The sequence below is a fragment of the uncultured Aggregatibacter sp. genome, assembly GCF_901873365.1.
Lineage (GTDB): Bacteria > Pseudomonadota > Gammaproteobacteria > Enterobacterales > Pasteurellaceae > Aggregatibacter.
Window position 1 is genome coordinate 44,913 of the sequence record NZ_CABFLM010000043.1, and the last position, 6,752, is coordinate 51,664.

At 45.4% G+C, this 6,752-nt stretch carries 5 protein-coding genes and 2 pseudogenes; 3 read left to right on the forward strand and 4 right to left on the reverse strand.

All coding sequences use genetic code 11. The features are described from left to right. Positions 1-60 precede the first annotated feature (60 nt). Entirely contained in the window at positions 61-1,236 is a 1,176-nt protein-coding gene (cgtA, locus tag QZ106_RS01720) for an Obg family GTPase CgtA (RefSeq protein WP_295973450.1), read from the reverse strand. A gap of 295 nt (positions 1,237-1,531) precedes the next feature. Here cgtA and ligA point away from each other — a divergent pair, with 295 nt between their 5' ends. Next, positions 1,532-3,547: an NAD-dependent DNA ligase LigA gene (gene ligA, locus QZ106_RS01725; protein WP_295973452.1), complete on the forward strand. Its 2,016-nt coding sequence runs from the start codon at positions 1,532-1,534 to the stop codon at positions 3,545-3,547. Positions 3,548-3,633: 86 nt separating this feature from the next. Here the strand turns inward: ligA and lgt are convergent, their stop codons facing one another. From lgt to rppH, 3 genes are read right to left on the reverse strand one after another with little or no spacing between them, the layout of a single operon-like run. Then, a complete protein-coding gene (gene lgt / locus QZ106_RS01730; protein ID WP_295973454.1) occupies positions 3,634-4,440 on the reverse strand; it encodes a prolipoprotein diacylglyceryl transferase in 807 nt (268 codons plus the stop codon). An 8-nt stretch (positions 4,441-4,448) separates the two neighbouring features. Further along, a complete protein-coding gene (locus QZ106_RS01735; RefSeq protein WP_295973456.1) occupies positions 4,449-5,246 on the reverse strand; it encodes a sulfite exporter TauE/SafE family protein in 798 nt (265 codons plus the stop codon). A gap of 2 nt (positions 5,247-5,248) precedes the next feature. Further along, positions 5,249-5,845, reverse strand: a complete 597-nt coding sequence (gene rppH, locus QZ106_RS01740) for an RNA pyrophosphohydrolase (RefSeq protein ID WP_295973459.1) — start codon at positions 5,843-5,845, stop codon at positions 5,249-5,251. Positions 5,846-6,010: 165 nt separating this feature from the next. Between rppH and QZ106_RS01745 the strand changes: the two are divergent. Together QZ106_RS01745 and QZ106_RS01750 are read left to right on the forward strand one after the other, a co-directional pair. After that, a pseudogene (locus QZ106_RS01745) lies at positions 6,011-6,231 on the forward strand (helix-turn-helix domain-containing protein); the annotation flags it as partial. A gap of 23 nt (positions 6,232-6,254) precedes the next feature. Next, positions 6,255-6,479 (forward strand): annotated as a pseudogene (locus QZ106_RS01750) (type II toxin-antitoxin system HipA family toxin); the annotation flags it as partial. Between the last annotated feature and the right edge of the window lie 273 nt (positions 6,480-6,752).

Genomic DNA, 6,752 nt, shown 5'->3' on the forward strand with positions numbered 1-6,752 from the left:
TGTTGACAAATTGACAATAGGGAGAGCCTATTCTCTAGGCTCACCCCATTTTATATCGGATTAGGGCTTATAAATAATTTCTACGCCCTCTTCGTCTTCCTCCGACCAGTCATCCCAGTCATCATCGTCTTCATCATCAATATCGGCATTTTCTAATTGCGCTTGATGATACTCTTCCCACTTGAATTTCACTTCTTCGTTTTCAACCGGCGCGACCTCTATTTCGCGTGGGTTAGCTTCCAAGAAGTCCATAATATCACGGCAAAGCTGTGGCACGTTTTTGCCGGTAGCGGCAGAAATCAAATAATAATCCTCTTCCCAACCGAGCTGTTCTGCTATCGCTTCTGCGCGTTCATGGGCTTCTTCATCGCTCATGGTATCGATTTTATTGAAGACTAACCAACGCGGTTTTTCAGCCAAGGACTCGCTGTATTGAAACAATTCCGATTCGATAATCGCCACATTGTCCGCCGGATCGGATTCATCGATTGGGTGAATATCCACCAGGTGAATCAATACGCGGCAACGTTCCAAATGTTTTAGAAAGCGGATGCCTAAGCCAGCGCCTTCGGAGGCGCCTTCAATTAAGCCCGGAATATCGGCTACCACGAAGCTGCGGTTATCGTCCACTTTCACCACGCCTAAACTTGGCACTAAGGTGGTGAACGGGTAATCCGCGACTTTCGGTTTAGCGGCGGAAACGGCACGGATAAAGGTGGATTTACCGGCATTAGGTAAGCCCAGCATACCTACATCCGCAAGTAACATAAGCTCTAATAATAAATCGCGTTTTTCCCCGGGGGTGCCCATGGTTTTTTGACGTGGCGCACGGTTGATAGAGGATTTAAAACGCGTGTTGCCAAGCCCATGATAACCGCCTTTGGCAACCAATAATCGCATGCCGTTTTGGGTTAAATCGCCGATGACTTCTTGGGTGTCGTTATCAATAGCACGCGTCCCCACCGGCACGCGTAATGTAATGTCTTTGCCGCGGTGTCCGGTGCAATTTGCACTGCGACCATTTTCGCCACGTTCGGCAGCGAAACGTTTTTCAAATCGGTAGTCAATTAACGTATTTAAATTTTCATCCGCCACTAAATAAACATCACCACCATCGCCGCCATCGCCACCGTCCGGCCCGCCTTTCGGGATATATTTTTCACGACGGAAACTGGCACAACCATTGCCTCCGTCCCCGGCTTCGACACGAATCAAAGCTTCATCAATAAATTTCATATTTTTCCTATGGGTTCATGGGTTATCGATTGATTTAAGTTGGGCTATTCTATCAGAATCCGCCGTAGAAGTTTGCACAATAACGCCGTAGAACCAAAAAATCGCCTAAAAAGTCAGTGGAAAATTTGATTAGTACTGCTTGGTTAGCGTGCTTTTCCCTTATAATGTGCCGTATTTTCACTGAACGGCTTGATGTCCTCGCGCCATAGTTTAGACAAGGTGCATCACATTGCCCTCTTCAATTTGCCGCCCTAAAGTGTGGTCGTTTTTTTTGATTATTTTTTATGGAATAACAATGACAACTTCAATCCAACAACAAATTGACGATCTGAGAAAAACCCTGCGTTATCACGAATATCAATATCATGTGTTAGACGATCCGCAGATTCCCGACAGCGAATACGATCGCTTATTTCATCAGCTCAAAGCCTTAGAACAACAACATCCCAAATTGATCACCGCCGATTCGCCGACCCAGCGCGTGGGTGCTCGTCCGTTATCAGAATTTGCGCAAATTAAACATGAACTTCCGATGCTCTCGTTGGATAATGCCTTTTCGGATGAGGAATTTCTGGCGTTCGTGAAACGTATTCAAGATCGTTTAGGACTTGTGCCAGAACCATTGACATTTTGTTGCGAACCTAAATTGGACGGATTGGCAGTCAGTATTTTGTATGTGAATGGTGTGCTGACCCAAGCGGCAACCCGTGGTGATGGCACAACAGGTGAAGACATTACGCAAAACATTCGTACCATTCGCAACATTCCGTTGCAATTACTAACAGATAATCTGCCAGCACGCTTGGAAGTGCGTGGTGAAGTGTTTATGCCGCACGAGGGTTTCGAGCGCTTAAATGAACGCGCCTTGGAACAGGGCGAAAAAACCTTTGCTAACCCACGTAATGCGGCGGCAGGTTCCTTACGCCAATTGGATCCGAAAATCACTAGCCAACGTCCATTAATGCTCAATGCGTACAGCATTGGCATTGCCGAAGGCGTAGATTTGCCGCCAACACACTATGAACGCCTACAATGGTTGAAATCCGTCGGTGTGCCGGTAAATAGCGAGATCCGTTTATGCGATGGCATTGAAAACGTGCTGAATTTCTACCGCACTATGATGGAAAAACGCAGTGCCTTGGGCTATGACATTGACGGTACGGTATTAAAAGTCAATGACATTGAATTGCAACAAAGACTGGGCTTTATTTCCAAAGCACCGCGTTGGGCAATTGCTTACAAGTTTCCAGCCCAAGAGGAACTGACAGTGTTAAATGACGTGGAATTCCAAGTCGGTCGAACCGGTGCCATCACGCCTGTGGCTAAACTACAACCGGTATTCGTTGCCGGTGTAACGGTAAGTAACGCAACCTTACATAATGGCGACGAGATCGAGCGCCTCAACATTGCTATCGGCGATACGGTGATTATTCGTCGCGCCGGCGATGTGATTCCACAAATTATTGGCGTCGTACACGATCGACGCCCGGCCAATGCGCGCCAAATTGTTTTTCCAACACACTGTCCGGTGTGCGATTCCTTAATCGTACGCATTGAAGGCGAAGCGGTGGCACGTTGCACCGGCGGGTTATTCTGCGCGGCACAACGCAAAGAAGCGCTAAAACATTTCGTCTCACGCAAAGCCATGGACATTGACGGTGTAGGTGCCAAACTGATTGAGCAACTGGTGGATCGCGAATTGGTTCATACCCCGGCAGATTTGTTCAAGTTGGATTTAACCACTCTCATCCGCTTGGAACGTATGGGGCCGAAATCGGCTGAAAATGCATTAGCCAGCTTAGAAAAAGCCAAACACACGACCCTTGCCCGTTTTATCTTTGCGTTGGGTATTCGTGATGTGGGTGAAGCCACCGCATTAAATCTGGCAAACCATTTCAAAACCTTAGAAGCCTTACAAAATGCCGATTTAGAACAGCTACAACAAGTGCCTGATGTGGGCGAAGTCGTGGCAAATCGCATTTTTGTATTCTGGCGTGAAGAACACAATGTTGCGGTGGTGAATGACCTCATCGCCCAAGGCATACATTGGGAAACCGTTGAAGTACAGGAAGCGAAAGAAAATCCATTCAAAGACAAGACTGTGGTGCTCACCGGCACACTTTCCCAAATGGGACGCAACGATGCCAAAGCGCTGTTACAACAATTTGGTGCTAAAGTCAGCGGCAGTGTTTCAGCCAAAACCGACTATGTTATCGCCGGTGAAGCGGCAGGTTCCAAACTCAGCAAAGCAGCAGAATTAGGCGTGCAGGTGTTGAGTGAGGAGGAGTTCTTGGCGTGGATTGGTGCATAGGCAAGCCAATACAAAACGACCGACTTTTAATCAGAAGTCGGTCGTTTATGTAATAACATGAAGAAAATGAAATCATGCCAAAGGCATTATTTAACGGATTTTTGCACCGCACTTTTGCGATATGCCCAAAGCATAATGGCAATGCCCCCCACAATCATAGGCACGCAAAGTAACTGCCCGCGCGTGATCACATTGAGGAAAAGTTCTACATCCGGTTCGCGCACATATTCAACGATAAAACGGAAAAACCCGTAGCTGATAAGGAACAACCCAGCCACAGAACCTGTCGGACGTGGTTTGCGAATAAACCCATTGAGAATCAAGAACAACACTAAACCCTCCAATACCGCTTCATATAACTGAGACGGATGGCGAGGCAAGAGCAACGGATCCGTTGGGAAAATCATCGCCCAAGGCACATCAGTTTGACGTCCCCATAATTCAAGGTTAATGAAATTACCAATACGCCCCATGCCGAGTCCGAATGGAATTAAGGGTGCCATAAAATCAGCCGTTGCCCAAAAGCGACGCTTTTGTATCTTAGAGGTGATAATCATGGCGATAATCACACCGATTAAACCGCCATGGAAAGACATGCCCCCTTCCCAAACACGGAATAAATAAAGCGGATCCTGTAAAAAACGATCCAGATTATAAAAGAAAACATCGCCGATTCGTCCGCCGAAGAAAATCCCCATAAAGCTGTTAAATAGCAAAGAGTCCACTTGATCTACCGTCCAACCGCTGTTTGGCTGTTTGGCACGACGTACGCCAAGCCAGCGGGCGAAAATAAAACCAAGTAAATACATTAAACCGTACCAGCGCAAGCCAATCGGGCCAAATTCAAAAATTGCCGGGTCGAAATGGGGGAGAACTAAATAATCTGAACTCATAACTTTCCTTATTTCAATAACATATTAATTGCCACCACAATTAAAAAGGCAGCAAATCCTTTCTTCAAGGTCGGCACCGGTAATCGATTGGTCATATTGGCGCCGAGTTTGGAAGTAAAAAATGAGGTGACGGTAATGCCTAAGACCGCAGGAAGATACACAAAACCAATGGAATAATTCGGCATGCCCGGTGTTCCCCAACCGCTCAGCATGAAGCTCAACATACCGGAAATGCCCATTAACATGCCACAAAATGCGGAGGTGCCGATGGCCTTTTTAATGTCCACATTGCGTGAATTTAAAAATGGCACGATAAAGCCGCCGCCACCAATACCGGCAACGCTTGATATTATACCGATTAAAGCACCGCCGATAATTGAGGATAAAGGCGTGATTTTTTTGTTCGGATCGAGATTTTTCGGCTTAATGGACAAAATCATTTTAATCGCCAGATAGGTGACTAAGCAGGCAAATAACTTACCGGAAATTTCAGGTGGCAATTTACTGATGTATTGCCCGGAAATAAAGGCGCTAATCATTAACGCGGGCGCAAAATATTTCAACGTTGACCAAACCACGTTGCCAAGTTTGTGGTGTCGTTGTGCGGAGGAAAACGCGGTAACCACGATGGTGGCAAAAGACGTGCCAAGTGCGGTGGACATGAGCAATGAATCCGGCACGCCCACAATCGGCAGTAGATAAACCATCATCGGTACAATCACCATGCCGCCGCCAATGCCGAAAAGCCCCGACAAGAAGCCGGCAGCACAACCGGCAAGTAAGCAGAAGAGAAAGAAGGTTAACATAATTATCCTCTATATTTACGCGGTGTGCGTTTGGGCGATTTAGAATAATGTTGCTTGTGAGAAGAGAACGCGGGTTTCTTGTCGCCGACAGTTGAGGTTTCAGTCTGCGACAAGGCTTTACTGTTTTCCTCAAATAACACTGCCGCAAACTCTTTCATGGCTTTACGATAAACCTCTTTTTTAAAAGACACCACTTGACGCACCGGATACCAAAAACTCACCCAACGCCATCCGTCAAATTCGGGCGTTTTACTGCACTGCATATTGATATTCTTGATATCAGTCACTAACTGCAATAAAAACCAACGTTGCTTCTGCCCGATACACATCGGTTTGGAATCGTGACGCAATAAACGCTTCGGTAATTTATAACGTAACCACTGTTTAGACGCATATAGCACACGCACATCTTTAGGCGTTAGCCCCACTTCTTCAAATAATTCTCTAAACATGGCTTGCTCGGGAGTTTCGTTATCATTAATGCCCCCTTGCGGAAATTGCCAAGAATTCTGTCCGTATCGCTTCGCCCACAGCACTTGCCCTTTGTCGTTACAAATAACAATGCCTACATTCGGACGGTAGCCATCGAAATCGATCACTATCGTATCCCTTAATCTGTCTCATTTTTTACACTAAATAGCGACAAATTGTTTCATAAACCAAGCATTAGCACAACTTTATTCTGTATTTTCATATTGTGCAGATACGGCATCATTGTCAGCTCACTTGAATGAATCATCTCCCTTTGAGGAGGTAGATTATTAAGGCAACAGCTTTATGCCGGAAAAATTACTGATCTCAAGGCATTTGGAAAATGCTAAATGATAAACGGAAATCACTTGGTATTGAGCTGAGTATGTTGGAGTTGCAAACCGGCGTGTCTATTTCTACGCTAAATCGCTTATTTCAAGATCCAAGCCAAGTTCGATTTACCACCGTTTTTCTTGTCGCTCAAACATTAGGAGTATCGCTATGCGCAATTTAGTCCGCTCGGGAAAAGTCTTTCTCTACGGCGAATATATCGGCGATGATTTTGTCGAGTTTGGGGAAAATATTGGATTAAGTAAGAATGTGATTATTCAAAAATTCATTCCTGAAATTACACAAGAAAGAGAGAAGGTCGAGCGGATTTATTCGCAATCATTTATGCCACAGTCACATATCGATAGTGTCTTGAAAAATTATCGTAAGCGTTTGACGTTACTTAACGTATTAAACGAACCTGAATTATAGCATTTAAAGTAAATTTCGACCGCACTTTTAGGCTCCCCTATAAGGGCCTATACTTCACAACCACCTCAAGGGGCTTGTGAAAACTGGTAAGCGTGTTTATTTTCATATCACTATTTTAGTGAATCGTAGCGTGCAACTTGTTGCACGAAATCATGAATACCTGAAAGAGTTAAATAACGTTCCGTGCGTAATTTGATCGTGCATCAAGATGCACGCTACGCATGAAATCGTGAATTACGCATCGAGGTTAATTATTCGTGCAACAAGTTGCAC

Excerpts from the sequence above, each read along its gene's own strand:
- cgtA (WP_295973450.1), bottom strand. The coding sequence starts at position 1,236 with ATGAAATTTATTGATGAAGCTTTGATTCGTGTCGAAGCCGGGGACGGA.
- ligA (WP_295973452.1), top strand. The coding sequence starts at position 1,532 with ATGACAACTTCAATCCAACAACAAATTGACGATCTGAGAAAAACCCTG.
- lgt (WP_295973454.1), bottom strand. The coding sequence starts at position 4,440 with ATGAGTTCAGATTATTTAGTTCTCCCCCATTTCGACCCGGCAATTTTT.
- QZ106_RS01735 (WP_295973456.1), bottom strand. The coding sequence starts at position 5,246 with ATGTTAACCTTCTTTCTCTTCTGCTTACTTGCCGGTTGTGCTGCCGGC.